Origin of the sequence: Sphingobacterium thalpophilum (assembly GCF_038396785.1) — a bacterium.
In the GTDB taxonomy this organism is placed as follows: domain Bacteria; phylum Bacteroidota; class Bacteroidia; order Sphingobacteriales; family Sphingobacteriaceae; genus Sphingobacterium; species Sphingobacterium thalpophilum_A.
The window spans coordinates 5020604-5046689 of the sequence record NZ_CP151087.1; the positions used below are offsets into that span (position 1 = coordinate 5020604).

29 protein-coding genes and 1 pseudogene are annotated in these 26086 nt (G+C 41.0%); 9 read left to right on the forward strand and 21 right to left on the reverse strand.

Translation table 11 applies throughout. The annotated features are described in order from the left end of the window. Positions 1-7: 7 nt before the first annotated feature. The 3 genes from AACH28_RS22185 to AACH28_RS22195 form a co-directional block, all read right to left on the reverse strand. A complete protein-coding gene (locus AACH28_RS22185) occupies positions 8-1948 on the reverse strand; it encodes an oleate hydratase (protein WP_115050009.1) in 1941 nt (646 codons plus the stop codon). 97 nt (positions 1949-2045) lie between these two features. Then, positions 2046-2942 (reverse strand): AraC family transcriptional regulator, encoded by an 897-nt coding sequence (locus tag AACH28_RS22190; protein ID WP_115050774.1) that lies wholly within the window; start codon positions 2940-2942, stop codon positions 2046-2048. Positions 2943-3006: 64 nt separating this feature from the next. Next, positions 3007-3507 (reverse strand): GNAT family N-acetyltransferase, encoded by a 501-nt coding sequence (locus tag AACH28_RS22195; RefSeq protein ID WP_341831527.1) that lies wholly within the window; start codon positions 3505-3507, stop codon positions 3007-3009. Positions 3508-3724: 217 nt separating this feature from the next. Between AACH28_RS22195 and AACH28_RS22200 the strand changes: the two genes are divergently transcribed. Continuing rightward, complete coding sequence (locus tag AACH28_RS22200) at positions 3725-4177, forward strand: GNAT family N-acetyltransferase (RefSeq protein WP_286735368.1); 453 nt, start codon at positions 3725-3727, stop codon at positions 4175-4177. A gap of 19 nt (positions 4178-4196) precedes the next feature. Continuing rightward, complete coding sequence (locus tag AACH28_RS22205; RefSeq protein WP_075993850.1) at positions 4197-4649, forward strand: VOC family protein; 453 nt, start codon at positions 4197-4199, stop codon at positions 4647-4649. Between the two features lie 16 nt (positions 4650-4665). Here the strand turns inward: AACH28_RS22205 and AACH28_RS22210 are convergent, their stop codons facing one another. The 6 genes from AACH28_RS22210 to AACH28_RS22235 all read right to left on the reverse strand — a co-directional run bounded on the left by AACH28_RS22210 (position 4666) and on the right by AACH28_RS22235 (position 8043). Next, on the reverse strand, positions 4666-5205 hold the full coding sequence (locus AACH28_RS22210; protein WP_341831528.1) for a GNAT family protein: 540 nt from the start codon (positions 5203-5205) through the stop codon (positions 4666-4668). 3 nt (positions 5206-5208) lie between these two features. Continuing rightward, entirely contained in the window at positions 5209-5571 is a 363-nt protein-coding gene (locus AACH28_RS22215) for a DUF4180 domain-containing protein (protein WP_046675035.1), read from the reverse strand. A 112-nt stretch (positions 5572-5683) separates the two neighbouring features. Next, positions 5684-6607, reverse strand: coding sequence for a Dyp-type peroxidase (locus AACH28_RS22220; protein ID WP_341831529.1), 924 nt, complete (start codon positions 6605-6607; stop codon positions 5684-5686). A 73-nt stretch (positions 6608-6680) separates the two neighbouring features. Beyond that, positions 6681-7277: a hypothetical protein gene (locus AACH28_RS22225; RefSeq protein ID WP_341831530.1), complete on the reverse strand. Its 597-nt coding sequence runs from the start codon at positions 7275-7277 to the stop codon at positions 6681-6683. Beyond that, a complete protein-coding gene (locus tag AACH28_RS22230) occupies positions 7258-7587 on the reverse strand; it encodes a hypothetical protein (protein WP_341831531.1) in 330 nt (109 codons plus the stop codon). Before AACH28_RS22230 ends, AACH28_RS22225 begins: the two co-directional genes overlap by 20 nt. Before the next feature lie 21 nt (positions 7588-7608). Beyond that, a complete protein-coding gene (locus AACH28_RS22235; protein WP_341831532.1) occupies positions 7609-8043 on the reverse strand; it encodes a class I SAM-dependent methyltransferase in 435 nt (144 codons plus the stop codon). 498 nt (positions 8044-8541) lie between these two features. On the opposite strand from AACH28_RS22235, the gene AACH28_RS22240 reads away from it, so the two are divergent. Then, on the forward strand, positions 8542-9375 hold the full coding sequence (locus tag AACH28_RS22240; protein ID WP_341831533.1) for a hypothetical protein: 834 nt from the start codon (positions 8542-8544) through the stop codon (positions 9373-9375). A 136-nt stretch (positions 9376-9511) separates the two neighbouring features. Here AACH28_RS22240 and AACH28_RS22245 read toward each other — a convergent pair whose 3' ends face one another. From AACH28_RS22245 to AACH28_RS22255, 3 genes are read right to left on the reverse strand one after another with little or no spacing between them, the layout of a single operon-like run. Further along, positions 9512-10609, reverse strand: coding sequence for an efflux RND transporter periplasmic adaptor subunit (locus AACH28_RS22245; RefSeq protein ID WP_341831534.1), 1098 nt, complete (start codon positions 10607-10609; stop codon positions 9512-9514). Positions 10610-10630: 21 nt separating this feature from the next. Then, the gene (locus tag AACH28_RS22250) at positions 10631-13921 is read right to left on the reverse strand and encodes an efflux RND transporter permease subunit (protein WP_341831535.1); all 3291 of its coding nucleotides are present in this window, start codon (positions 13919-13921) and stop codon (positions 10631-10633) included. A 10-nt stretch (positions 13922-13931) separates the two neighbouring features. After that, positions 13932-15320: a TolC family protein gene (locus AACH28_RS22255; protein ID WP_341831536.1), complete on the reverse strand. Its 1389-nt coding sequence runs from the start codon at positions 15318-15320 to the stop codon at positions 13932-13934. Between the two features lie 170 nt (positions 15321-15490). Between AACH28_RS22255 and AACH28_RS22260 the strand changes: the two genes are divergently transcribed. Beyond that, on the forward strand, positions 15491-16501 hold the full coding sequence (locus AACH28_RS22260; RefSeq protein WP_341831537.1) for a histidine kinase: 1011 nt from the start codon (positions 15491-15493) through the stop codon (positions 16499-16501). Positions 16502-16504: 3 nt separating this feature from the next. Next, positions 16505-17200, forward strand: coding sequence for a LytTR family DNA-binding domain-containing protein (locus tag AACH28_RS22265; protein ID WP_341831538.1), 696 nt, complete (start codon positions 16505-16507; stop codon positions 17198-17200). A 98-nt stretch (positions 17201-17298) separates the two neighbouring features. Here AACH28_RS22265 and AACH28_RS22270 read toward each other — a convergent pair whose 3' ends face one another. Further along, positions 17299-17568 carry a hypothetical protein gene (locus tag AACH28_RS22270; protein WP_341831539.1) on the reverse strand — a complete coding sequence of 90 codons (270 nt, stop codon included), beginning with the start codon at positions 17566-17568 and terminating at the stop codon, positions 17299-17301. A 583-nt stretch (positions 17569-18151) separates the two neighbouring features. Between AACH28_RS22270 and AACH28_RS22275 the strand changes: the two are divergent. After that, a pseudogene (locus AACH28_RS22275) lies at positions 18152-18439 on the forward strand (FAD-dependent oxidoreductase); the annotation flags it as partial. Positions 18440-18553: 114 nt separating this feature from the next. Then, the gene (locus AACH28_RS22280) at positions 18554-19123 is read left to right on the forward strand and encodes a Crp/Fnr family transcriptional regulator (protein WP_341831540.1); all 570 of its coding nucleotides are present in this window, start codon (positions 18554-18556) and stop codon (positions 19121-19123) included. 37 nt (positions 19124-19160) lie between these two features. Here the strand turns inward: AACH28_RS22280 and AACH28_RS22285 are convergent, their stop codons facing one another. After that, on the reverse strand, positions 19161-20057 hold the full coding sequence (locus AACH28_RS22285) for a LysR family transcriptional regulator (protein ID WP_075993836.1): 897 nt from the start codon (positions 20055-20057) through the stop codon (positions 19161-19163). Between the two features lie 97 nt (positions 20058-20154). Between AACH28_RS22285 and AACH28_RS22290 the strand changes: the two genes are divergently transcribed. Further along, positions 20155-20766, forward strand: coding sequence for an NAD(P)H-dependent oxidoreductase (locus tag AACH28_RS22290; protein WP_286753337.1), 612 nt, complete (start codon positions 20155-20157; stop codon positions 20764-20766). Positions 20767-20846: 80 nt separating this feature from the next. Then, on the forward strand, positions 20847-21137 hold the full coding sequence (locus AACH28_RS22295; protein ID WP_341831541.1) for a putative quinol monooxygenase: 291 nt from the start codon (positions 20847-20849) through the stop codon (positions 21135-21137). A 135-nt stretch (positions 21138-21272) separates the two neighbouring features. On the opposite strand, the gene AACH28_RS22300 is transcribed toward AACH28_RS22295, so the two are convergent. The 7 genes from AACH28_RS22300 to AACH28_RS22330 form a co-directional block, all read right to left on the reverse strand. Further along, a complete protein-coding gene (locus tag AACH28_RS22300; RefSeq protein WP_075993833.1) occupies positions 21273-21596 on the reverse strand; it encodes a hypothetical protein in 324 nt (107 codons plus the stop codon). A 96-nt stretch (positions 21597-21692) separates the two neighbouring features. Continuing rightward, positions 21693-22424 (reverse strand): type 1 glutamine amidotransferase, encoded by a 732-nt coding sequence (locus tag AACH28_RS22305; protein ID WP_341831542.1) that lies wholly within the window; start codon positions 22422-22424, stop codon positions 21693-21695. Between the two features lie 11 nt (positions 22425-22435). Further along, positions 22436-23167 carry a YggS family pyridoxal phosphate-dependent enzyme gene (locus tag AACH28_RS22310; RefSeq protein ID WP_341831543.1) on the reverse strand — a complete coding sequence of 244 codons (732 nt, stop codon included), beginning with the start codon at positions 23165-23167 and terminating at the stop codon, positions 22436-22438. Further along, entirely contained in the window at positions 23160-23702 is a 543-nt protein-coding gene (locus AACH28_RS22315; protein WP_341831544.1) for a GNAT family N-acetyltransferase, read from the reverse strand. Before AACH28_RS22315 ends, AACH28_RS22310 begins: the two co-directional genes overlap by 8 nt. Further along, positions 23699-24325 carry an FMN-binding negative transcriptional regulator gene (locus AACH28_RS22320; protein WP_341831545.1) on the reverse strand — a complete coding sequence of 209 codons (627 nt, stop codon included), beginning with the start codon at positions 24323-24325 and terminating at the stop codon, positions 23699-23701. The genes AACH28_RS22315 and AACH28_RS22320 overlap by 4 nt, the downstream gene beginning before the upstream one ends. Before the next feature lie 294 nt (positions 24326-24619). Continuing rightward, on the reverse strand, positions 24620-25270 hold the full coding sequence (locus AACH28_RS22325) for a mechanosensitive ion channel domain-containing protein (protein ID WP_341831546.1): 651 nt from the start codon (positions 25268-25270) through the stop codon (positions 24620-24622). Beyond that, a complete protein-coding gene (locus tag AACH28_RS22330) occupies positions 25204-25932 on the reverse strand; it encodes a hypothetical protein (RefSeq protein ID WP_341831547.1) in 729 nt (242 codons plus the stop codon). Before AACH28_RS22330 ends, AACH28_RS22325 begins: the two co-directional genes overlap by 67 nt. Positions 25933-26086 lie beyond the last annotated feature (154 nt).

Genomic DNA, 26086 nt, shown 5'->3' on the forward strand with positions numbered 1-26086 from the left:
GTGATCCCTATCCTTTAATTCCTTTTAACCAATCTTTGAATTTGGTGATCTGCTCTGTCAGGAAAGATTCATGGTCTTCTTGTTCCTCAGAACCGATAGGCAGGATATGTTCAAAATAAGTGCCTTTTAGCATTTTACGTAGTAAGCCTTCGCCCACAAATGGTTTGTCATCATTTAATGTTTTGGCTGCTTTCAAAAGATGGCGGATGTCGTATTGTAGGGGATTAATATCCGGAACCTGCTTGTTTAAGTTCAGCAGTTCGTATACCGCAATACGTGCGGTACGTACCGAGCTTTCCATGGTAAAGACAACGTCATTGTTGGTTTCGACAAACTGACCGATCAAGCCCAGGTTTTTACATCCTTCAGGTACGACTCTCGGACGGTCGCCTTTTGCTCTTGGCATAAACATCGAGGTGATGTAAGGCATAAATGTCGTACGTACAATCGTATTTTTGATAACATCGTCCAGTTGATCAATAATGCCCAAATGGTGACATAGTTCGGCTAAAATTTCATCTCCAGTACATTGTGGCATTGGCTTTTTGATGTAATTTCCTTCTTTATCCATAAATAAGGCATATACCCATAAGACAAGAACATCATCCGGTTGGCCAGGGAAATGTGGCTGTCTATTACAGGTGAAACTCATCAGCCAATCAGAATCGGTAATGGTAATAATACCGCCAGTGACTGTTTTGCCGGAATAAGGGTCATTGACAGAATATTCTTTTAGTTTTTCGACTAAAGCCGAAGGTTTACATGTCAGGGTCGCAGACTCCCATGCTGATTTTTCGATGTTACTGCAGAACTTTTCGGGTTTACCAAAGATGGCGGATTTGGCAGCCAGATTTTTCCAGAGTTTCCAGCCTGCACTTTGACCGCTGCTGCTGTTGTCGATAGCGATGATCGGTGCATTTTTGTTGTCGCCGTAGAAGGTATCTTCTGTCATTGATCCAGTTGTCACAATGACGAAGTCGTCTTTTCCGATTGGAATTTTTACCTCTTTACCGTCTTGTTCTGTAATCAGGGCCTCCACAACTTTTCCATCGGTATTGCTTTGGATATCCAAGTCTTTGACCAATACATTGAATCGGATGTTTACACCTTTGCTTTGAAGTACTTTACGCAAAGGGGTCACAAAGGTGTCGTATTGATTGTATTTCGGGAATACGAGTGATGAAAGATCATTCAATCCGTCTATCGCATGTAAAAAGCGGTGCATGTACAATTTCAGCTCAAGTAAACTATGCCAGTTTTCGAAAGCGAACATGGTACGCCAGAAGGTCCAGAAATTGCTGGATAAAAATGACTCGCTGAAGTAGTCTTCGATGGTTAAGTCATCTAAATCTTCTTTATTTTTGAGGAGCAATCGAATGATGGCCAGCTGATCCATTTTGCCCAATCCAAACTTGCTGAAGTCTTTTATCTCACCAAGTTTATGAATAAGCCTTGCTTTGGAGTAGTTGGAGTCGTTGTCATTGATCAAACGGTACTCGTCCAGAACACTGTAGGGGGCAGGCATTTCCAATGCAGGAATGTCCTGAAACATATCCCAAAGATTTTCGTAGGTCATATCCATTTCCCTACCACCGCGGATGACATAGCCGTCGGTTGCATTACCGGCGCCATCTAACGAGCCGCCTTCCACATGGAGCTGTTCAAGGAATGTGATGTTTTCAGCAGGAACATGACCATCTCGGATAAAATAGTAGGCTGCAGACATCCCTGCTATACCGCTTCCGACGATGTAAATTTTACTGTCTTTATATGATTTTGGTGGAATACCTTTATTGCGTTGATAATTTCCGATCTGATCAGAAAAGGGCATCGATTTTTTCGGTGTGTTACGTTGTTGTTCTTTGCTTGAATCGGGTTCATGATTTACATTTCCATATTCAGCAGATGCATTTAATACTTTGTCGAATTTTGAGGTGATTTCTTTCATGATTCTTATGTTTTTTTAATTGTTGAGTAAAGTTACAAAGACCACCTTAATCATTTGTGCCCTCAAATTCGCTATTGTTCTACCGAATTTCCTCTTTCTACATATTTTGTCGCTTTCGGTACTCTGATGGCGATAAGGTGGAGTATTTTTTGAAAAAACGACCAAATGCTGAGATGGAATTAAATCCGATTTCATAAGAAATTTCTGAGATAGTCTTTTCGGGATTCCCGAGCAGCACATAGGCTTCTTTAAGCACACGCTCATCAATAATTTCATGTGGTGTTTTACCTGATGCTCTTTTAACAATCTGAATGAGGTATTTGTTTGAAATAAATAACTGGTCGGCGTAATATTGTACTTCTTTGTATTGATTGCTATGTCGCTGAACCAGGTCTGTAAACTTATAGAACAGGTTGTTGGTCTCTTGTACACTTTCCGTTGTATTATGGTCTTTAGAGACCAATTCGTCGGCGATCTCTAACAGGAGATTAAAGATGATCGTGCGGATGATATCTGCTGTAAAATGTGTTGTTCTTAAGGTAACTTCTTTGAAGTAGTCCATTAATTTTAACAGCTTGTCAATTTGTTTATCTTGGGAGCTGACAATGGTAAAGGTCGAATTTTTAAAAAGCCCCAGTTGTTCGATAAAGAATGGATTGACAATATGTTTAAGCAGGAATGCTTTGTCAAAAAAGAGTAGCTTCATTCTAAAGTCGGCGCTGACCTGCGAAAACCGGATAATTGTTGTTGGGGCGGATATGAGGATATGGTTTGTCGAGATATGGTATTCCTGATTGTCTACCTGAATATTTATATCGCCCGCTGTACAGATACAGATGGCATAATAATCAATACGAAAAGCATTGCTTGGGTATTCAAAAATCGGATTTCCAGAAGAAATATAATAGGGGCGGTGGCAATTTACGCCAAAGAATGATAAGGTATCTTGAAGACTTTCGTGTGTATTATAAGTTGTTTTTACCTTAAACTTCATTGACTTTTTGTTCGGCTTGGGCATATACAGTTCCTATTGTTTTTAATATTCGAATGGGCTTTGTTTATTCGGATGCTGTCCGTTTGAGCATCAGTTTTTCTGTGGCAATATCGTCTTCTATCCCAACGAAGAAACTTTTGAATCCGAATTTGCTCAGTAGTCGTCTCGATGCGGTGTTATCGGGATCAATAATACCAATCACATCTTTACCTGGATTTAATGTTGTGGCAAGGGTTAGCATCGACTCGCAAATCTGTGTTCCCAGCCCCTTTCCCCAATGTTCTTTGCGCAGCAAATAACCAATTTCGAATACACTTGGATCTTTTTTATAATTAACAAGCTTACAGTCCCCCAAAAGCTTTAGCGTATCCGCTTCGATTACTTTAAAATAACCTAAATCAGGATCCTGGTTGATCTCGAGAATCGAATCGAACTTTTTCCGGGCCTGTTCTTTGGACAATCCTTTACCAGTAATGTATTTCATGACATCATCCCCTTTAACCAAGTCGTGGAAAGCGTCAAAATCTTCCGGGAGATATTTTTTAAATAGAAGTGTGTTGTACATGGCTAATGCGTTTATTTACAAGATAAGGTTGTTTTCTCTGAAATCAAATTATCGGAACCTAAATCATCATCTTTCTGTCTTATTTAACTTTTTCATGATTTTAGTTCTCCAATTTAACTTACATTGCCTTTCTGTAAAGCGGAAGGGAAGCTTTTATAAGAATGCCATTCCGTAGCGATACGGTGTAAATAAGAATTTTTAGAGGGAGATAATCGTTATGGAAATAAGAGCGGCAAGTGAAGCCGACTATGCGGCAATCCTGCGCATTTGGGAAAATTCGGTTCGGGCAACACATGATTTTTTGAAAGAGGAGGATCTTCAGTTATATAAGAGACTGATCCCAACCGAGTATTTACCACAATTAAAGGTATATGTCATCGATGATGAGGGACAGCCTACTGCTTTTTTCGCTGTCTCCGATGATAATCTAGAAATGTTATTTGTGGATTCAGCCTACAGGGGAAAAGGTATTGGGACTGTGGCACTACAGTATGTACTGGATAAGCTCCAGGTGTATAAAGTTGATGTCAATGAGCAAAATCAGCAGGCTGTTGATTTTTATCTGAAAAAAGGATATCAGCTTATCGGACGCTCAGCTGTAGATGGTATGGGCAAATCCTATCCGATCTTGCATTTACATCACGAGCGCGCTATCAATGGATTGAAATAATTTTAAAATGAAATAACTTATGATACAAGGTTTATACGAAACGCATATTCAGGTGCGTGATTTAGCTAAATCGGTCGCATTTTATACGGAGGTATTGGGATTACGTGTGGCACATCGCGATCCGACACGTCCTATTGTTTTTTTATGGATTGGAACCGGCAAAGACTATATGTTGGGCCTGTGGCAGGAAGAAACAAACTTTCAACCGAGACATTTTGCTTTTAGAGCGGATAAAGAGGATATCTTGAACTATGCCGTGGACTATCTGAAAACACGTGACCTGACACCTTATAATTTTTTAAAGGATGGGATCGAAGCACCGATGGTCTTTGCATGGATGCCGGCATTGGCCATTTACTTTAATGATCCGGATGGCAACCAATTGGAGTTTATCGCAGTTTTGGAAGGGGAGGGCAGGCCCGAACTGGGCGTGCTGTCTTATGCCGATTGGATCAATCGTACGACACAATAAGTCGCGAAGAGACGACTTATTGTGTTGAATCCCATTCTTCGGCAAGGATTGCAAAGACCACATCATCTTCCCATTGACCGTTATGGAAATAGCTTTTTACAAAATGAGCTTCCTTTCGGAATCCCAAACTTGTTAAAAGCTGCATGGATGCCTTGTTTTCCGGAGCTACCGAGGCCATGATCCGATGTTTATGATACTGACGGAACAGGGCCTCTATAACTGTTTTCAGTCCTTCTTTGGCATAACCCTGTTGCTGGAATTCTTTTTTTATCGTACAGCCCAATTCCACCTGCAGGTGTTCAGCACCAAAAAAATGAACGCCAATATCGCCGATTACAGCCTTTGCTATTTTGTCGGTCATAACGAGCTGAAACCAGGACTCTGGAAGATTGAATATGCTCGGATTCTTTGCAATAAATGCATCGACTTCTGCCAAAGAACCTGGAATCCAACCTTGGTATTTATTCGTTTCTTTATCTGAACGATACCCGAATATTGCCCGACTGTCTTCCGGCATGATGGGCCGAATCGCTAATCTTTCTGAATCAATGCGCATGGTTTAACGTTTTGAAAACCTGGCTATCGCTTCTTCACGCGTACCTACAAAATTGATTTTTTTTGATTTATTGCTTTCGTAGATAAAATCGTTTAAACTTTTGCTGTTGTATTTGGAGAAATCGCCAACGATGGCAATGTCAAAGCCATACTGCGTATATTTTTGAAGTATTTCACCGGCAAGTTTTGTTTTAAGTTCGAAGAAATCGTCTGTGATGTTCTCTTGATAAATAATTGCTTTGTATGCTTCTTGCGCGCCACAGTCGACCATAATCTGTAGACCATCATCGAGATTATGGATAAAGACGCCTGAACCTTTAACTTCAGCAATGTTTTCGTCACCTAGCTGAATAATAGTGATTTCCATTTTTTTTGTTGTGTAGTTTTAAAAATAAATTTGTGGGACCATATTCCATGACGAAGTGCACTTCGTTGGGATATCCTGTTGGAAATGATCCGAGATAGTGGGTATACGGCTTTTAACCTGCAAATTCTTTCAGCATATTGATTGTTGGGCAGAAGAACAGGGAGCCGGTATGGGCCGTACTAAAGTCCAGTATTCTATCATAATTCCCCTCGGGTTCACCAATAAACATTCTGTTCAGCATCAATTGTACGGTACTGAATGTGCTGGCGTAAGCGATAAAGTAGGTTCCCATTTCATTTGTTGCGATTTGCCCAAAAGGCATATTGTCGCGAACAATTTTCAAATCGTCACCGACATTGGCTAGGGCCGAATGTGAATTAGTCGGTTTTTCATCGTCGCCCATCTCAATATCGTTTGCTTTGCTTCTGCCGATGACCTTCTCCTGTTCAGCGACGGGTAAAGAACGCCAGGCGTTCATGTCGTGAATATATTTTTGTACAAATAAATAGCTTCCACCCGTATAGGCTGCATCCTCATCACCAACGATACCAAAGAAAGCACGATCCTCACCAAGGGGATTTTCCGTTCCGTCGACAAAACCCAAGATACTTCGGCCATCCCAATATCTGAACCCATGAATTTCCTCCTTGCAATCGGCAACGGGACTTAATAAGGCTGCTATTTCGGTCGCCATGTCAATGCAATAGCTTTTCTCATAAGCGCGAATATGGAAATGTAAATCTCCAGGTGTAGCCACAGCCACATGTTTTTGACCAATGATAGGTTCGAAAGGAACCAATTCCTTTGGCATAGGTTCGTTGAGTTCCAGCTTTTTCCAGGCATGGTGGCTTATGCCCAATACCACGCTGGCTTTTACAAGATTTGAACGTACCTGCGCCGAATTATTGAGATTGACAACCAATGCGCATAAGCGTTGGAAGACATCTTTAATGACCACATTTTCGTGGAAATTCCATACCATAAACACCGTATTGTTGCTCGGTGTATCGATGACATTTTGGGCCTGATGATCCATAAGATAAGTTGTTGTGTGTTGTACAGCCTTGCTAAGCTACAAATAAAATCGGTTGTACGGATAGACTTTTTGATTACTCGAATGCGGTTTTTTGATATAATTTGACGATTTCATCCATGACCAGATCCGGTTCGTCATAAAAAACATGATGCTCCGCATTTTGAGCCAAAAGATAACGTCTATTGTTTTTTTGATCTGCAAATTTTTTAAGGGCAGCAATAAATAAACTGCGATCGGGTTCTTCAAAAGGCGATTTTCCTGAACCAATGACAGTCATGGGGACATTGATTTTTCCAGCAACCTCATGTAAAACAGCCGTTGATGCTTCGTAGTTTAAAACGAGATGATAGAACCCTAAGCTTTCTTTTTTGATGTTATCAAGCTCACTGGCATATTCGCTCTTCAATGATTTGGATCGCTCCATGGTCATAAAATAAGGGGATACAATATCGATCATTACTGTGCCAACAACCTGAGCGGGATTGGAACCATCATTTCCCGCTCCAGATTCAAAGACAATGGGGATACCTTTTCCTTCCATTACAGTAAAATGAAGGCTATGGTTGCCTACATTGATCATGGTATCCCTGAGCTGTGCTTTTACGGCCAGCCCGGGGAGTATCAGTAGGAGGAAAACGGATAAAAGGAGATTATACTTTAGCCCGTACATCGTTCATTTTAAGTGTCATGCTTGTCGCTTCTGTCTCGATCCATTGGCTGTATTCTGCGATAGCCTGTAAGCGAAGTTCGTCGGAGATATACCCTTCCGTAACCATTTGTCGCGATTGGGCGACTTTGTTCCAGATGGCCAGATTGGTATCAAAGTTAGCTTCTCCTTTTTTATAGGTCTGATCGGCATGGATAACCTGAACCGAATGGAAGCCTGCTTCCTGGAGCAGTGCAGCGACCTCATCAGCAACACAATTGTTCATACCTGCATCTGCTCTCCATTTCAGAAAAGTATGGTAAAATGTGAGCATGCTTTCCGGAGGGGCGGGGTTTCATTCAATGGAGGTGTGATTGTAGTCTAAAATAGAGATTTGTCCTCCGGGCTTTAACCAGGATTTAAATAAGCCCAATGCCCTGGGAATATCACTTAACCATTGCATGGTGCGCGCCGTTATAATCAGGTCGAACGGATGTGGAGGCTGATAATCAAAAATATTGTTGCAGACAAGGTTCAGATTTTGGGTGCTACCATAGTGCTCATTGCCACTGTCGATAAAAGACGGTGTATTATCGAGCCCGGTTATCGTTCCGTCGCCAATATAAGTTGCTACCTCATTCGTGAGCGTTCCGGTACCGCAGCCCACGTCCAAGATTTCCATGCCAGGAGATAGTAGGGGGATAATCGTTCTATAATCGGAGGATAATGTCCTTCTTTCAAATATCTTATTGGCTTGTTGATCTTTTCTGTCGATAGATTTCTCTTTCATTGGATTTGGTTTAGTTGACTGTAAATATAGCTTTTGCTTTCCGGTTAAAAAAACTTCTATTCGTTTAACCGTTTTTGTTACGCTAATCAGACCAACAGTTGAGTTTATTCCTTGATTTGTTTATGGTTACTATCAGTCGAATATCCTATTCTCCATTAAGAAGGATATCGTAGTCTTTTTACAAGGTATTAACAGGGGGTTAACTGGGAAGCTACCCCTGCTAACCCCCTGTTATCCCCCTGTTAACCCCTTGCAATATCCCTGTTATTAGGGAAACTGGTGTAAAGCAATTTAAAACCTGTAACGGGCGATAAAAGAGGGGCATTTACTGCTTTATGGCGATCATGTACTATTTTGATAGAAACAGCGATACTTTGCGATTAATACGCTAATTAGAAAATTATTTCAGGTCGTTTCGCTGTTTTTTTAATAATAGTTTTTTATATTGTTATCAATAGTACTTGTGCCGTTGCAATTACACTAAGATATCCTGATATTATGCGAAAAGTATTTAAAATTCACATGCTAATGTATTGTGCTGTTTTTCTTTCAGCCTGTTCTTCCAACTATCTCATGACATTCAATGGGGAGAATGTAAAAAAAGATGAAGACAAGGGAACGTTTTCATTTAATAATGATACAGTACAAATTGATTATTCCTTTGCCGACAGGGATGGTCGAATTTACCTTCGAATAGAAAATAAAATCGATAAACCGATCTTATGGGATCTTAAAAATTCGGCCATGGTTATTAATGGTAAAACGCAAGGCTATTCTGCTGAACAAGCTGCTTTTAATGGAAAGATGAATGTTTCGGTTTCCGATATAAACGCTAGTAAATCCACTATATTCAATGATGCTTGGGTGAACGGTTCTATCACAGGATCGGTAAGTTTGCCTAAAGATGTGGTACTTATCCCACCACATGCCTATGTAGATGGGCATTATTTTGATTTTAAAAACGATGTTAAATCCATTGTACGATCATCCCAAAAAGAAAAAGTGTATATGTATGATATGAGTGGCGAGAGTTTTGCGGTAAAACTTGCTCGATTTGAAGGCGCCGATTCACCTTACAGTTTACGTAGTTATTTAAGTTATTCGATTTTAGAAGATGGTAAAGCTATTGTTAAAACTACGGAACAAAAATTTTATGCGGCACAGCTCTGGCAGACCGGTTCAGTAGCCCTTAATAATATTATTGAACTGTATAATAAGCGCGGAGACGTGCTGGCTGTTAAGGAAAAAAAGGGGCAGGGGGCAATGCTTGTAGGAGGTGCCTTGGCGTTAACTGCGGCGGCAGCAGCGATAGACCCAAAAGCGGCTGAATAATGCTTGTCAAAAAGGCAATTTAAATACGCTGTTAAAGGCTGTCCAACCCTTTAAATTTAGGGGCATTTAAATTAGAAAGACCGACCCCATTACAACTGGGGTCGGTCTTTCTTTTGTTTAGGAATTAGTAGAAGTCCTATTTGACTGATGTTCCGTCTATAATCTCTTCATCCGCTTTGCTGACCAATTTAGTATCTTGTTTTACGTCACCAAATATTTCAATCTGACCATCGATGCTGCGCCCTTTCTGTACGGGGATGCGTTGGATTTTGCCAGCAACGACAGCAATCACAAAGCTTCCTTCGCCCGAAGTAAATACCGCTGATTTTGGCACAACGAAAGTACTGTCTTGCGATGTTAAAGGTAATTCGACCTCTGCGACCATGCCGGGCAATAGCTTGTTGTCGATATTGTTAATATCAATTTCTACCCGTTCGGATCTTAATCTACTGTCCAAGGCACCCGATTTACGTGCGATCTTACCCGAGAAGGTTTGCTCAGGCAATGATTTGACAGTAAATTGTAAGGGCTGGTTTTCGGTGAGGCAACTCGAATATTGTTCAGGAACAGCAACGGCTAACCTCAGTTTGCGTTGTTGTTGAATGGTCATGATGGGCATTTCCGAGCCACGGCCAGCAGGACCAACATAGGCGCCCTGATTGACATTTCTTGTTGCGATTACACCGTCGAAGGGTGCCCTGATTTCCAAATAATTCAACAGGTTTTGTACCTCTGCGTAGGCCGATTTAGCGGCTTGGTACTGTGCAAAATCCGCATTCTTTTTTGACTCAGCAACCTCAAGATCCAATCTAGCCACCGTTCCCTCGACCTTGCTGGTTTCAAAGAGTCTGTCGTAAGTGCTTTTTGTAGCCATATAGACCGCCTCCTGTGATTTGAGCCGCGATTTGGCTGCTGACAGCTGTGAACTCAATTCGGGAGCTTCCAAGACAGCCAACAACTGGCCTGCATGCACTTTACTGCCGATGTCCACATTGAGGCTTTTGACATAGCTACTGACCTTGGCGTAAATTTCGACCTGCTGGAATCCCGTGATTTCCCCGGGGATCTGCATTTTATTGGTTAATTTCTGTTTGGAAGGTACAAATGTCTCCATTGCCGGAGCTGCAGCTTCGGGACTTTCTTTTTTGACATTTTCCTCGGCAGCCGAATGGCATCCTGTTAAGGATGCGATCAGGCCGGCGATTGCTAATATTTTGAACAAATTATTTTTCATGTTTTATAGATTATACTGCTTTTACGATAAAGGTTTTAATGCGGCAATATAGTGTTTACTTTCTTTGTCTTCAGGATCTAATGAGATCGATTGTGTACTGCTTTTTTCTTGCGCCCAAGCAAATATGAGCGGTAAGATGACGAGTACGGCAAATGTTGAAAATAGTAATCCGCCAATGACGGCTCTACCGAGTGGTGAAACTTGTTCACCACCTTCACCATGGCCAATGGCCATAGGGAGCATGCCTACAATCATGGCTAAACTGGTCATGATAATGGGTCTAAGCCGTAAGGATGCTGCCTCACGAGCGGCAGCCAGCGCATCTCCATGATGCCGACGGATATGTTCGGCATTGGTGATGAGGAGAACAGCGTTCGCAATGGATACACCCACCGACATGATAATCCCCATGTAGGATTGTAAGTTGAGGGTAGATCCGGTTAACAACAATAGAAGTAATGACCCCAGCACCACCGCAGGAACTGTGGTGAGTACAACCATAGAAACTTTGAACGATTGGAAATTGGCTGATAGCATCAGGAATATAACGATAATGGCAACAGCCAAACCAGATTCAAGGCTGCTCATGGTTTCTTCCAATACTTTTCCGAGGCCTATTTGCTCCATGGATAATCCACGCGGGAGTTCACCAAGGGCTTTGATACTACGTTTTACATCTTTGGAGGCTGTTTTCAAATCGGTATGATCGATATTTGCTGTAACTGATACATAAGGCATTGCACCTAAATTGTCGTTTTCGCCATAGGTGAAGGACGGTGTGATCGTTGCAACGTCGCTCAGTATTGGTCGCGCTGAATTTTTTAATAAGGGGATTTCACCGATTTCTTTCTCATCTTTCATTTTATCGATGGGAACCTGAACTTGGACGTTGTATGAAAGTCCAGCTTTTTCATCGATCCAGGTGTTTTTTTCGGTATAACGCGAAGAAGAGGTGGAAGCGATCAGCGATCGTGTTACTTCGCTGAGATCGATACCCAGTTGTGCAGCTCTGATGCGGTCTATCTTAATATCGTACGAAGGGTATTTAATGGATTGTGCTAATTGCACATCTCTAAAATAAGGGATGGCTTTTAGTTCCTCAATCAATTTACCGGCGTACTTCTCGTTGTTCTTTTTGTTTTTTCCTGCTATCCGAACTTCAATGGGAGTGGGCGATCCCTGACTTAATACTTTATCTGTAAGTTCGATCGGTTCAAAGGATACCTGTACATCTGGAACTGCCGCTTTCAGGCGTTTTCGGTATTCATCACGGAAACTGTCCATATCGTGATGGTAGTCTTTCAGTGCAATTTGGAAAACAGCTTCATGTGGACCAGCCATGAAAAGATAGATCGGCGATACTGAAAACTGTCCGGGGTGTTGACCGATATAGACAGAAGATATGCTAATATGTTCTTTGCCAACCAGTTTTTCCAGTTCGGCCAGCGCCAGTTTTGCTTTTTCTTCGGTGCGTTCGATACGTGTACCTTCAGCTGCACGAAGGCGCATTTGGAACTGACTGGAGTTAACTTTCGGAAATACATCCTGTCCGATTGTGGAAAGTAAAATGACAACAAGACTTATTGCTCCAAGGAGATAAACTACCGTGATGGTTTTCTTCCTTTTGAACAAATGGTCGATCATTTTCATGAATCTGTTTCTGAACCGTTCAAAAATACTGATCTTTCCATCGTTGTTAAAGTCTTCCCGTTCCACCAATAGTTTCTTCTGATTCAAGGTATCCTGTTCGGATTCTACGGTCAGTCCAGATGCTGCAAACTGGGCTTCATCTGCATTTAAACCCTCGGATTTGGTCGCATGTGGAGCCTTATGGGCATGATCTTTCATAAACCAGTTTGCCATGATGGGAACGAATGTCTGCGAAAGAAGAAAGGATACGATCATCGAAAATCCAATGGACAGGGCCAAGGGAAGAAATAGCGAGCCCGGAATTCCCGTCATGGTAAATGCAGGTGCAAATACGGCTAATATACAGAGCAGGATCAATAATTTTGGTAAGGCGATCTCCTTACAGGCATCCCAGATAGCCAAGGCTTTGGGTTTACCCATATCCAGATGCTGGTGTATATTCTCGATCGTTACCGTACTTTCGTCGACCAGGATACCAATAGCTAAGGCTAGTCCACTGAGGGACATGAGGTTGATGGTCTGCCCGAAGAGTTTCAGAAAGAGCACTCCGGATATCACGGATATCGGTATGGTCAGGATAACGATCAGCGCGGCTCTTCGATCACCTAAAAATAGGAGCACCATAAGTCCGGTCAGGATAGCACCGATTGCACCTTCGGTAATCAAACTCTTTACGGAATTGATGACATAGACGGACTGGTCAAATTCATAAGATAACTTGACGTCGTCGGGTAAATTCTCCTGAATTTTTGGTAAGGCTGCTTTTAAATTCTGGACAACCTCCCAGGTTGAGGCATCGCCGGCTTTGGCGATACTGACGTACACGGAACGTTTGCCGTTGACCAAAGCATAGCCTGCGGTAACGTCGGCACCATCTTTTACGGTAGCAATATCGCCAAGGTAAAGATTTTGTACTCCACCTTTAAATAGCGGGATTTTTTCAAAATCTTTGACATCCTTGATGGTGTTGTTCGTTGGTGTAATGTAGTTTTTATCCTGAATGCGTACGTTTCCTGCAGGGGCGGTTTGATTGTTCAGTCTTAGCGCTTCTACAACCTGATCGGGCGTCATATTGTGGCTCCGCATTAAATCGGGATCAACGTTGACCTCAATTGTACGTGGACTTCCCCCAAAAGGAGGGGGCGACAGTAGACCAGGGATTGTCGTAAACGATGCCCGGACATAGACGTTGGCCAGATCTTGCAGTTCATTATTGGACCGTTTGCTACTACTCAATACCAGTTGACCCACAGGAAGGGAGGAGGCATCAAAACGAATGATGAACGGTGGTTGTGAGCCTGGAGGAAAGGAGGCCTGGATCCGATTGGCCAGGGCACTTAGCTCGGCTGCAGCCTGGGCCATGTTGGTGTCTTCGTAATACGATACTTTCATTAAGGTCAGACCTTGAATATTCTTGGTCTCAATGGACTTGACCCCATTGGCAAAAAGAAGGATATTAACGTAGTTTTTGGCAAAGTAAGATTCCATTTGATCCGGCGAATAGCCACCAAATGGATGGGCAATATAAATAACCGGAAGGTTCATTTTTGGCAGGATATCCACCTTGATCGATCGAACGGCACCTATGCCAAAGACAATAAGTCCCAATACGAGTACGAGGATGGATATCGGCTTGCGTAAGGCAAAACGTATTAAATTCATGTAATGTTATTTATAGTTCTTTGTTGAAAATATCAAAATCTCCCGCAGCGGCGGCTTTTAGTAAAAGCGACTGCCAAAGATTGATGTGGACGATCTCTCGATCGGTTTCGGCTCTATTTAATGTGTAAAAGGTCTGCGTCACGTCGACAAGTGTCGCTAGGCCGTTTTTATACATCGTCATTTTTTGATTGTAAGCTTGCTGAGCTGCCGACACTTGTCGGGGAGCTTCTAGATCACTTTTTCGGGCCAATTGAATTTTAACATCAGCAGCATCCAGCTGTGCTGCCAATTGGGCTTCGGCGGTTTGGTATTCTTCTCTTAGGGCATCATTCGTAAAGCGCTGTGCACTGATTTTTTTATTAATGCGTGCAATAGAAGTCAGATTCCAGTTTATGCCCAATCCCAAGAGATAATTTTGCCTACTGGGACGAACTCCTTGCCAATAATTTGTGCTATAAGCTTGTAGATCCGTAATGTAGTCGCTCTTAAAACCTGATCCTCTTGTCTGAAAAACACCAAAGGCGCTTACAGTGGGAAAATATTCTTTGGTTGATAATTTTAATTGTTGTTCACCCAATTCAATTTTACTTTTATAAAATTGCAGAATAGGATTACTTTCAATCAAGTTGTCTGAAAGGGGAGTTAGCTGTACTGGTGTTTTCTGGACGAGCAAGGTATCTATTTGCAGGTTTTTTGCTGGTATTCCCATCAGTACTGTTAATTTGTTGTTTTGCTCTTTAACATTTTCGCTGGCTTGGTTGAGGCTGATCTTTGCGCGTGAGACTTCGGCAGAAGCTAGCGTTGAATCTACGCCGGGCAATATGCCGTTTTTTACTTTCGTGGCAGCGATATTTAAAAATACCAGTGCACGGTCGAGGTTCATCTGTTGATTTTTTTCCAAGCGCTGACTCGCCAATAAATTGAGGTAAGCTGCAGCAATCTTGACTTTATGCTGGAACTGTTCCTGGCCGAGATCGGCCTGTAGTCGTTTGGTATCAGATTTGGCCAATTCGATCCGTTCTTTTTTTCGTCCAAAGGTGTAAATGTCCCAATTGACGTTGGCTAAGTAAAGCGCACCAAATGCGGCATTCCAATTTTGTTCGGGAAGAGCGGCTCCTGAAGAAGCTACCCCTAGTCCGCCGAATCCATACAGTGGACCATTTTGTCCGTTGACTGTTCCAAAGTCCTGTTGGGCTACGATGTTCAGATTGGGCCAAAAGTCGCGTTTGACTTGTTCATTGGTCTGCAGGGAGGACTGGAGATAATATTCCTTTGCCTTGATATTTCCATAATTTGCAATACCCTGTTCTACGGCATCGCGAAGCGTAAGCTTCTGAGCGAAGGAAGAGGAGGTCGCAAGTGATACAGCCAATGACAGCACTAAATTCAATTTCAGCATAGGTTATCTATCATTTTATGGACACGAAGATAGCGATGAGATGAATTGCGATGTCCCTTTAAAATGATCTATAGCGTTTAAAAGTGACCAATTTAATTCGTCATTTATTTTTCTACTGTTATAAACTTAAAACTTTTACTTTGTAACAGATTTTTAACAAAAATAGGATTATGAGAAAGGTTTTGGAGAACAAGGTGATACAGGAGATCGTGCTATTGATCTTTTCGTTTATCCTCTTTACTTTGAACGATTGGATTTTGATCCTGAGCTGGAAGGGATTTTTGATGGGGGTGCTCTATTTCTTGATCCTTTATGCGCATGCGCAATTGAATCGCTTTTTCCTGTTGCCATTGCTACTGAAGAAGAATAAAACGCTGTTGTATATTTTGGCGTCGGTGGCAACACTACTGGTTTTTGCACTCATATTAAAAGAGCTAACGGATAACGTGATCTACAAGAATTGTTTTCTTTACAAGAATCTTGTTCAGAAAACGTTCCATTATCAATTTGGTGTATTATTGGGATCCTTGATCTGTATATTGGGTAGTATCCAATTTATAGAGTTTTATCGCTTCCAACGGGTGAAGACCCGACGTGAACTGCTTTCCAATCAGACGCAATTATCGCATTTAAAAAAACAGCTCAATCCACATTTTTTATTCAATACATTGAATACCATTTATGGTATTAATTTAAAATACCCAGAACGTACGTCCGAATTGATCATCAAAGTTTCTCAGCTTCTCCGTTATCAGATGGAATGCAGCGATCGGGAATTTGTCGGTATGGATGATGAGATCGATTTTATCTCAAGTTATATCGAACTGGAGCGCGAACGATTAGGCTATCGCACGAAAATTGAATTTGATTATCAAAAAGAAGAAGATATCAATTATCAGATAGCGCCGATGCTTTTGATTACTTTCGTAGAAAATGCTTTTAAACACGGAACCTGCAGTATTGAAGATTGTTTTGTACATATTTCGATCAAGATTGAAAAAGGGAACTTATATTTGCATGTACGGAATTCTGTTCCCGTTAAGAAAAGGAATGTTTTTTCGGCGAAAATAGGTCTGGAAAATACAATAGCGCGGTTAAAGCTTTTGTATCCTAATCGGTATACATTAACGACAAATTCCCAAAAAGAGGAGTATGAGGTGTCATTGGTTATAAATCTTTAAACAATGAATAAAAATAGCTGTATCGTGGTTGATGACGAACCTGCGGCGCATTATGTACTGGTAAATTATATTGAAAGAAGTACTGATCTGCAGTTGGTCGCTCAGTGTTATAATGCTTTTGAGGCATTGGAGTTTATTCGGGAGAACAAAGTAGATTTAATCTTCCTGGATATTGAAATGCCCGAAATTAATGGGATGGAGTTTCTGAAGATGCTGGATAACCCACCCAAAACGATTTTGACAACAGCATATTCTGAATACGCATTGGAGAGTTATGATTACGGCGTTGTTGATTATCTGTTAAAACCTATTTCATTTCCTCGTTTTTTTAAGGCTGTTCAACGTTTTTTATCCTATAACATGGCTGTTTCGCCCCAGGAAGAAGAACCCAAATCAATTAGTATACGCATGGATGGCCGTATTATTGACGTTAAATTATCGCAGATCGATTTTATCCAGAGCTTTGGCAATTACGTGAAAATTGTCACTCCTAGTCAGACATTTTTGACCGCAAGCACCACCCAGCAAATTCTCACACAGGTGCCGGCATCAAAGTTTATCCGTATCCACAAATCTTACATTGCTTCGATCAATAAGGTGATCAAATATGAGCATGGAATGGTGCAGATCAATAATACGTCCCTACCGGTCGGTATTACTTTCCGTCGGGAGTTACAGGAGCGGCTAGCCAATAAATAGCGCTAAGCTATGTCGTAATTCGATTAGGTATCACCGTTCTTGTCAATTCACAGCATATCATGTGACAGCATATCATGTGAAGAAGAAAGTTCATTCATTTAGCTGGATGTGCTGATGCTGACGTTGGGTTTATGCAAGACCGGAAAGTTTACTGAATTGGCAATAAAACAATATTCACTTGCTTTTTGGTGTAATTCAATGGCTTGTGCAATCATCGTAGAATCTTTTACCCGGACTGAAGGATTTAGCGTAACTTCTTTAAAATAGCCCTTTCCACTTTCTTCTTCAAGCATGATCGCCGTTGCGTGGTCTACATATTCTTCTACAATAATTTTATTGACCGAGCAGAAATGCAGGTACCATAACATATGGCAGGAGGACAGGGAGGCAAGCATAGCTCTTCGGGATTGTATTTGTTGGGGTCTCCCAGGAACGCTGGATCCGAAGAACCTTCAATCTCAGCTTTGCCGTCAATGCTAATGCGATGGCTTCTTTCGTAGTTTTTATAATGATCGGTTCCGCTGCCGCGATTTCCTGTCTACGTAATTGTGGCGATGTAATTATGCTGTTTCATTTGAAAATAATCGTTTGACGCTGTTGGTGCTAATCTGGAAGCAAGTTAAAAAATATCCCTTTATCCTAAACATAAGCACAATCTCTTCTGCGTAGAATTGACTTTCATATTATTTTTTTTGATCTATTTTTTTATTAATAATATACCTATTGGTATTTTATTTGTAGGTTTGCGCTGATTTTAATGAAATTAAATATTTATGAATAATACGGTGTATTCTATTTTTTTAAATATACCTTTTGGTATTTTATTTTTTATTATGATTGCCGTATGTATTGAAATTTTTATCGTAGCCTTTTGGATGGTAGCTATGCGGGGGGTACTTGTAAGACCTGTTCTGGTTGTGAATAATTCTGTTAACTAAAAATAGTTCGTATATGGAACAATATGATTTGGTTGTCATTGGGTCTGGCCCAGGCGGCTATGTTGCGGCGATTCGCAGTGCCCAATTGGGGTATAAAACCGCACTTGTAGAGAAATATGATACATTGGGTGGTACCTGTACCAATGTGGGCTGTATTCCCACAAAGGCAATTTTGGATAGTACGCATCACTATCATGAAGCACAGCATCATTTTGCTGCACACGGGATTCAGGTATCGGGGCTATCGGTGGACTTTGATCGGTTGTATGCGCGTAAAGATAAAGTGGTGTTGCAAAAAACGTATTTCTTTTAGAAGAGTTAAGCGTATTCCCTTCGTAGAAAAGGCGCTGCTTGTCTATTTTTTTGGATACAAACATCAATTTATCTATGTTTGTTCTATATCATCCTTTAATTTATGGACAAACAGCTATTGTTGGACAGTATTCAGAAAGAGATCGACCTCACGGAAGATGAAATCGTACGCCTATTGGCTGTTGTGAAATCCAAAAAAGTGAAGAAGAAACAATATTTGCTGTTGGAGGGCGATCTGAGCAGGTATGCTCTTTTTGTCGCTTCGGGTTGTCTACGAAGTTATTGCGTGGATGAAAACGGCTTTCAGTATATTCAACAGTTTGCTCCCGAAGGCTGGTGGATCGGCGATATGTATAGTTTGGTAACCGGAAAACCGGGCAACTTATACATTGATGCGGTATTTGAATCTGAGGTATGGATGATTTCCAAAGTAGACCTGCATCGGCTCTATCAGGAGATTCCGAGACTGAATGTCTATTTTCGGATACTTGCCGAAAATGCATTGGTTTATTATCAAAGTCGATCGATGGAGAATCTCCGTCTAGCTGCCAAAGAACGTTACGAAAAGTTCTGTACACGTTATCCTACATTGATCGACTGTCTTCCGCAGAAACAAGTTGCGGCATATATTGGCGTTACGCCCGAATTTTTAAGTAAAATGCTGCATCAATAGCGGAAATCGGACTATCGGCAAGAAATTGCCCGGTGATCTACCATTTCTCTTTTAACAGCGTTTCCAATTGACCGATTTCTTCCTGATACATGGTTTTCTTTCTCGTTCCAAAGTAAAGTATATTCTCCACGGGAGAAGTCCCTTCCCAGATTAGTTTTATTTTTCCGGATGCAAGTGCTTCGGCACAAAGAAAGTCGGGAACAATGGAAAAACCAGTATTGTTGCTCAAGCAGCGTATGATTGAGCTGATATTTGGGACGATATAATTGGGACTGAAGTCTGGATGTTCGCCAAAGTGTGTCGACCAATAGTTTTTTAAATGATCCATATCGGCAGCCGTGCTATACCACAATTGTTTTTTCAGGAGTTGAGCTGCTTCCTTAATTTTATTGTCGCTCAGTAGTGACTCGAGTGTGGATGTGTCGGTCTGACAACCTGCAATCAAGACAATGCGCTCTTTTGAGAAAGCTTCATATTGTAGATTCTGCTGGTTTCCTTTTTGAGGTGTAATAATAAGATCCAATAAACCATTATCAAGATCCTGCTGCATCTGAGGATATTCTCCAAATTTGATAATTAAATTAAAGGGGAGCTGCGCGATATGTTCTTCCAGCGTGTATTGAAAGGTCTCAAAACACATTCCGATACTGATTGTGACACGTTCGTCCAATGCACGCTTGTGAAAATGCTGTTCACCGGTTTCTAGTTTTTTAAGCGGGTCAATAACATAGTTGTACAAGATTTTCCCCTTTTCAGTCGGCACCATTCTTCGCGCAGATCGATCAAAAAGCTTGTGCCCGGTAAAGGCTTCCAGGGAATTCAGATGTAGACTGACACCAGGTTGAGAAATAAACAATTCCTGTGCAGCTGCAGATAATGTTCCGGTTTCATAGATTGCCTTAAATGTACGAAGCCATTCTAAGTTCCATTTCATAGTTATTATTTTTATGATACAAATATACAATTTAAATTATTTGTATGATTTAAAAATATGATAGAAATTTGTGTTATCAATAAGAAAAATTATAGAAATGAAAATATTTATTATCAATGGCGGACAGAAATTCGCACACTCGGGAGGTTCTTTTAATACTACGATAACAAATTGGACCGTTGAAACATTGGCTGAAAATGGATTTGAAACAAGGGTTACCAATATCAATGATGATTTTGATCCAATGGTTGAAGTTGAAAATTTTAAATGGGCAGACATTATCGTTTACCATTTTCCTGTATGGTGGTTTCAGGTTCCGAATCGTCTGAAACTTTATATCGATGAAGTCTTTACGGCCGGTCACAACAACGGTATCTATAAAAATGATGGTCGATCGCGTAAGAATCCGGCAATTAATTACGGCACCGGAGGTTTGATGCAAGGTAAAAAATACATGGTGACTTCGAGCTGGAATGCCCCTGAGACAGCATTTACAATGGAAAATGAGTTTTTTGATCAGCATTCAGTTGATGCCGGTGTTTTATTCGGTTTTCATAAGATGAATCAGTTTGCAGGATTGGAACACCTGGGAAGTTTCCATTTTCATGATATGGAAAAGGGGGCATCTCAAGAACGTGTCGACAATTACGAAAAGGAATATAAACAATATTTGGAAGAGGTCTTCCATTTAGAAACTACGTTGAACTAAAAATTTATTGATCGATAAATCGCTTTATCCATGGCGTTATTGCGATGAAAAGAGTAAATTACCAAAATAAAATCAATAACATGAAGGTATATTTAACCGCAATTTTAAAGGCAGTTCCCGCACATCGGGAAGAAGTATTGGCATTATTGTTAGAAATGGTCGAAGCAAGTAGAAAGGAAGCAGCCTGTATACAGTATGATCTGCACCAGGTAAACAGTGATGAAAATCAATTTATATTTTATGAAATCTGGGAAGATCAAGCGGGCTTGGATGCGCATAATCAACAACCTTATATTGTGGCATTTGGAAAAGTGGCTGGTGAAAAATTACAGGAAACGCCTCAAATTATAGCAATGAATAAGATTGCTTAATTTACCATGTGGTCTGTCCGGACCTTATTGAGAAGATGATTTGTGTGGGCCTAGGATATGAACTATAATTGAAGTAACTATAATTGAAGTATTGGTGGTGCCAAAATCATTTGTGTTGCCTAGATAGAGCGTGCTCTATTCTGATTTGGTGACGCGAATGATTTTGTTGGTACCTTGCTGAACAGCGACGTCGACTTTATTTCGTTGCGTGTAGCTCTGTTGCAGGAGATTCAATTTTTTGGCCAGTTGACCATCCTGATTGTCCAGCCAGAAGGTCGCAGCCATAATACCAATTTGAACTCTATAACTGGAATCAGTTTCCGGAACAAGCTGCTCGATAACCTGATGTTGATACCAAGTCAGATTTTTGTTTTCTTTTTGGGAAACACAGGCGTGTAGGAAAATTGCCAGAAGGGCTAGATAGCCCATTTTTAAAAGTTGACTGCGTCTTAGGTTCATCAATAGTTTTTTTGTGTTACACCAAATCTACTATTTTTTATCCAACGAATGAATTACCTTTGTAAATTTTTACACTCCCGTTTAGACAGATACCCTTCATTTACTTATTAGACTTCTCGTGTATGCACATTCAAGTAAATCTAAAAATGTATGAAGTTTGCTGTTCATTTCGCTGTAATCATAAGCCTGAATTTCGTCAGGTGATTGGACAAATTGGAACGATTGGCTTTGAAGAAAGAGATCTTCTTCTGCAGCTATCAAAAGCCGGACGACTTCAGGTGTGAGTTCCATATGGCATTGAAATCCGTAGACGAGATTTGTATAGCGAACAATTTGTCGAGGGCAACCGACGCTGCTTGCTAAGATTTTACTTTCTGGGGTAAGTCCAGGCATATCGTTGTGCCAATGTCCGACCGGTAATGGGCTGCCAAAATGTGCTATTTTGCTGTCGTTTATTCCTTCTTCTGTGAGCGTGATGGGGAGAACTCCAATTTCTTTTTGCGGACTATGTCTGTACGTTGCCGACAGCGCTTCGCCAATCAATTGTGCGCCCAGACATATACCAACAACCGCCTTGCCAGCATCAATACATCGGCGGATAAAAGCGATTTCGGCCTTAGCGTCAAAATAAGGGTATTCTGACGGGGATGAATCTGGACTTTGAGGTCCGCCCATAATGATCAATACATCGATGGAATCGATTTCTTCCGGCAGACGGTCCTGTTGATAGACCTGGGAAAAGGTGAGCTCATGCTGTTGTTTTTCCGCCCAGGTTAAATAGGCCCCGGGTGCTTCAAAAACTTCGTGTTGTATAAAATGTATCCGCATTGGTTTTTATGTTATAGGTTCTCATTCCAGTAATAACTATCTGGTGTAGGACGTTGTCCAAAAATTGCCGTGCCTACCCTGACAATCGTAGCGCCCTCTGCTATCGCTATCGCTAGATCTCCGCTCATGCCCATCGACAATTCTTGCATCGATACACCGGGAATAGCTAGGGCTAGAATCTGTTGTTGAATTTGTTTGAGCAATTTAAAACAGGCACGTACCTGTTCGGCCTCGGTACTCAATATACCAATAGTCATCAGTCCTTTAATCTTTAATGTGCTTAGTGTTGCTATTTGCTGAACCAGGCCGATCACTTCCCCTGGAGCAGCGCCGTACTTACTCTCTTCGAAGGAAGTATTTACCTGGATGAGTACTTCCATGGTTTTGTCTTCTTTTAAAAGTCGCTGATGCAATTTTTCGGCGAGATCTATACGATCGATCGAATGGATGCAGGATACGTTGCATTTGAGCAGATCCTTGATCTTATTGGTTTGAAGATGACCAATAAAATGATTGACATGGGGAACAGCGTTTAAATACTCAAATTTGTCTTTCAGTTCCTGCACTTTATTTTCAGCAATTAGGGTTTGACCAGCTTGCAGCGCGATTTCTATACGTTCGGCAGGTACGGTTTTAGTGGCCAGCAATAATTTTACCTCGCGGGGATCGCGACGATTTGTTTTGCAGGCTTCGTCTATACGTTGTTGTATGACCTGTATATTTTCTGCTATAAACTCACGCATGGTGCGGTTGTACTGTTTTTTTCATCATGATATCTATTTGTTTATCGTCACCCAGTTGAAAAATATGCTGGTCGAATGCGACAAAACCATTTTTCTGATAGAAATTGATTGCCCGCAAGTTTTTTTCCCAAACACCAAGCCAGATAAATGAAGCTGCTTTTATTTGAGCTAAGGCTAATGCTTTTTCAAACAATAACTGTCCCACTTTTCTACCCTGAAATTCCTGTAATACATATATGCGCTCGATTTCTAATGCCTGCGGGCACTGTTGTTCGGTCTGGGCCTGGCCGGTATTTACTTTTAGGTAGCCAATAACATCATTTTTCAAGACAGCGAAGTAAAATTCAGATTCGTTATCGCAGAGCTCGGACAATAATTTTTCCTTTGAAAACCCTTCGGCCAGATAGGTCTTCATATTTTCTTCGGTATTCGTGTCTGAAAAGGTCTGAATAAATGTTGCTTTTCCTATTTGCTGCAGCAGGTCAATATCTGTTAGTTTTACCTGTGTGATTGCTATGTCAGTGTGTGTGTTCATTTTTTTTTGTTACTTATTGATCCATTTTTCATTGCTGCGGCAATATTTCTTTCGAGCTCATTGTCGCTATTTTTTAGAAAATCACGGATACGCTGTTTTTCTGTTTCACTTTTATTTTGACTTAATTTTTTTTGGCCCTGTAAATCTGTAACGACAAGTTCGAAAGCGACGATACCCTGCATCATACCACTTTTAAAACGATCGGAAAGGCTTTCCCATTGTGTTAAATAGGTTTCTTCGTAACTCAGGATCATCTGTTCTAAGGCTTTACTTTTTGCTTTTTCGTCTGTAAGGATGGATGCAAGGCCATAGGCATGTACAGCGATGTAATCCCAGGTTGGCACACTTTCTTCCTTGTCATAGTGTTGTGGTGAGATATAAGCATGTGGTTCGGAGAAAATAACCAATGACGGCGTATTTTCGATATAATTGGCTTGTTCGTTTGCGCGAGCGAAGTGTGATGTTAAAAGCAGCTGATCTTTATCTGTACGGATGTGGAAGGGGAGCTGTGTGGCTATTGGAATCCCCTCTTTAATCGATACAATGGTCGCAAAACTATATTGTTGCATAAATTCGACCTTTTCTGCGTAATCTTCGAACTGGAAATGTTTGGGTACATACATGCAAATAGCTATTTCTTGATTTTATCCAAAATTACAGCCAATAGATGCAAATGAGCTAGTCCAATTTGAATAATGTCGCTGGTCCAGTGTTCATTTATTGCGCGGGCTGACTGGTGTTCACGCAATCCAGGGATGTCGTTTGGCCTGACAGAGTCGAAGCCGAAGAGCTAATCTATGTTTTACATCTTTAGTTAACAAGCTCACAACAGTGGATGAATTCAACAGGATATGCATACCGGGTCAAAACGCCTCACATATTCTTTGCAGTAATCAGCTAAAAATTGTGCTTTCAGATCAGTTATTGTACGAGCTGTTGGGCATTTTTGGATTATATTGTTGTACATGGTCAACGTTAGCAAATATGTGTGGGCCATTCATTTCAATTCCTGCGGCTAGAAAGTCATCTAAGATCGATTGAAAAATTTCAGACTTTGCCAGTTCAATTTCACCAGATTTAGCGATGTATACATTCAGTTCATAGAGGACATAGAAGTCGTCTAATTTTTTTTGTAAGACGAATGGCGCGGGGTTAAGGTTGACTCTTTTTATTCGGGGTGGGATGTTCAGGAGCAATTCGTGTATACGTTGCCAAGGTTCTTCATAACCGACTGTCAATTCCACCTGAAAGCAGATTCCATCTTCTGAGAAGGTTGAATAATTGACGGTATTTCCGGAAAGTACCGAGGAATTGGGGATGGTAATTTCTTCATTTTTTATCGTTCGAAGCCTTGTTACCAGTGGTGATTTTTCGATAACGACGCCTGTTTTGTCGGCGATGGTAATACGGTCTCCAATGCGGAAAGGACGCATATAGGTGATTACAAGTCCCGCTATGATATTGGAAATTGCAGAAGATGATCCTAAAGAAAATAGGACACCTATAAATACGGATATTCCTTTAAAGATATCTGAATTTGCACCGGGTAAATACGGGAATATGAGCACCAGTGTGAAGGCTTGGAGCAGAAAGCGAACAATCGTAAAGGTACACGTTCCGTTGTGATTGAATCCTGAATTCTTTTTAGGTAGTTTGCCGCAATCTCTTCTTTGCTTTTTCCTTCAAGAAGAGCATCGAGTTCTGTGACGGAAGTTATGACGAGATCTTTATAAACGATGTCAGCACTGATTTCGTTGTTTTCGATTTTAAAGGAATCTACTTTCACAAAATCGTCTTCATATAGATTACGGATTCTGCTGACCACATTGTAAGCTCGGTCTTTGGCTAATGATGATCCAAGTTTATTATAGATATAGAAGAGGGTATCCTGAAATGGCGCGACTGCATATCTTTTGGTGTTTTTTTTGATGGAGTCTACTTTAACTTTCAGCTGCTGCTTCCGAAGGTTATTTTCTTCGTCAAACTCATTCAGCTGCTGTTTTAAATTTTCCTTTTTGGGGCTATTTTGACTTTTAAGATCGGCAATTTCATGCTGAAGCTTTACCCGTTCAAGAGAATCATTAATTTGCTGTTGTCTAATTCCGTTCAGTAAGGAACTCAGATCCAATTCTTTTTTATTGACCGAATCTGTTTCTTGTGCATAAAGCTGTGTGCTCGTTGAAAAAAGACAAGATATGGTCATTAAGAAATAAACGTAAATACTTCTCATCGTGTTGTTGGTAAAATTGAATGCCGATGTTTATTAGGTCATTTTGCACATAACGATCGGACGGGTTCTCAAAGATAATAATTATCTTGATTAGATGGCAGCATGTCAAATATGATATAAATTGAAGGTAAAATGATACGATGCGACAGCTGAA